Annotated in this window: 2 protein-coding genes; both read left to right on the top strand. The window is 69.1% G+C overall.

Annotated elements, in window-relative coordinates; genetic code table 11:
* Positions 1-1,811, top strand: a 1,811-nt coding sequence (locus tag G6027_RS14330; RefSeq protein ID WP_277612348.1) for a ribonuclease J, incomplete at its 5' end; no start/stop codon positions are given.
* A gap of 5 nt (positions 1,812-1,816) precedes the next feature.
* Positions 1,817-1,966 (top strand): maleylpyruvate isomerase N-terminal domain-containing protein (locus G6027_RS19520; protein WP_346995752.1); only part of this gene is annotated, 150 nt, incomplete at its 3' end.

Genomic DNA, 1,966 nt, shown 5'->3' with positions numbered 1-1,966 from the left:
GCAACCAGGGCGGCGGAGGCCAGGGTCGCGGCCGCGGCGGCCGGGGTCGGGGCAGGGGGAACGGGACCACCTCCACCGCCGAGTTCGGCGGCGTCAAGACCATGCAGGGCGGGGACATGACCGTCCGGCTGCCCAGCCCGCCCAAGCCGCGCAAGGGCGCGATGCGTCTGGTCGCGCTGGGCGGGATCACCGAGATCGGCCGCAACATGATGACCTTCGAGTACGACTCGAAGCTGCTGATCGTGGACTGTGGTGTCCTGTTCCCGAGTTCGGCGGAACCCGGCGTCGACCTGATCCTCCCGGACTTCGGTCACATCGAGGACCGACTCGACCAGGTCGAGGCGCTCGTGCTCACGCACGCCCACGAGGACCACATCGGTGCGATCCCGTTCCTCCTCAAGCTGCGCCCGAACATCCCGGTCGTAGGGTCCAGGTTCACCCTGGCGCTGGTGGCGGCCAAGTGCCGGGAGCACCGGATCAAGCCGGTCTTCCAGCAGGTCGACGAGTCGAGCGTGAGTTCGTTCGGCCCGTTCGAGGTCGGCTACTTCGACGTCAACCACTCGATCCCCGAGTGCCTGGGCGTGGTCGTCCGCGCCGGCGGCAACTCCGTGATGATGTCGGGCGACATCAAGCTCGACCAGCTTCCGACCGACAAGCGGCCCACCGACCTGGCCAAGATGGCGCGGTTCGGCGACGAGGGTATCGACCTGCTGCTGTTGGACTCCACCAACGCCACCACCCCGGGCGTCAGCCGCTCCGAGTCCGAGGTCGGGCCCGCCCTGCAGCGGCTCATCAGCGACGCCCGCAGGCTCGTCGTGGTGGCCTGCTTCGCCTCCAACGTCTACCGCGTGCAGTCCGTCATCGCGGCCGCCGAGGCCTGTGGCCGGAAGGTCGCGCTCACCGGTCGGTCGATGATCCGCAACATGGAGATCGCGCTCGAACTGGGACTGCTCACGGACCCGAAGGGTGTCCTGATCGACATGGACGCCGCGGCGAAGCTCCCCTCCGAGAAGGTCCTCGTGATGACCACCGGGACCCAGGGGGAGTCGATGGCCGGATTGTCCCGGATGGCCCGCCGTGAACACCGGCAGATCAACCTCTCCGAGGGCGACACCGTCCTGTTCTCCTCGTCGATCGTCCCGGGCAACGAGGAGCCGGTCTTCAGCGTGCAGAACAGCCTGTCCCAGATGGGCGTGAACGTGGTGACCAGCCGCGATGCCAACATCCACGTCTCCGGACACGGAGACGCGGGCGAGCTGCTCTTCGTCTACAACGCCGTTCGGCCGAAGAACGCCATGCCCGTCCACGGTGAATGGCGGCACCTCCGGGCGAACCGCGCCCTGGCGGTGGCGACCGGTGTCCCGGCGGAGAACGTGGTGCTCGCGCAGAACGGTGTGGTGGTGGACCTCGTCGACGGGAAGGCGTCCACCGTCGGTCAGATCCCTGTCGGCCACCTGTACGTGGACGGTTTGTCCACGGGCGACGTCGGCGACACCGTACTTGCGGACCGCACCGCGCTGAGCGAGGACGGCTTCATCGTCGCCACGGTGGTGGTGGACCCCCGCACCGGTCGGCCGGTGAGCAAGCCCCAGATCATCGCCAAGGGTTTCACCGACGAGCCGGGTGCGCTGGCACCGGTCGTCGAACTGGTCGAGAACGCACTGTGGGACCTCGCAGGGGAGGGTGAGACCGACCCCTACCGGCTCGCGCAGGCGGTCCGTCGGACCGTTGGCACGTGGGTGTCCGACAAGTGGCGTCGTAAGCCGATGATCGTGCCCACCGTCATCACCTCCGTGGCAGCGGAGGACTGAGTCCGGTGAACTCCGACCGGCGGACCCTGGCGCAACGGGAGCGCAGCGCCCTCGTCGAGACGATGCGGGCCGCCGGGCCGGAGGCGCCGACGTTGTGCGCAGGGTGGACGACCCGCGACCTCGCGGCGCACCTGGTGGTGCGCGAGGCGCGCCCC

The sequence above is a fragment of the Dietzia sp. SLG310A2-38A2 genome (assembly GCF_014145095.1).
Lineage (GTDB): Bacteria > Actinomycetota > Actinomycetes > Mycobacteriales > Mycobacteriaceae > Dietzia.
Note: the sequence above shows the minus strand (reverse complement) of the source record. Positions and strands in the feature narration are given on the sequence as shown.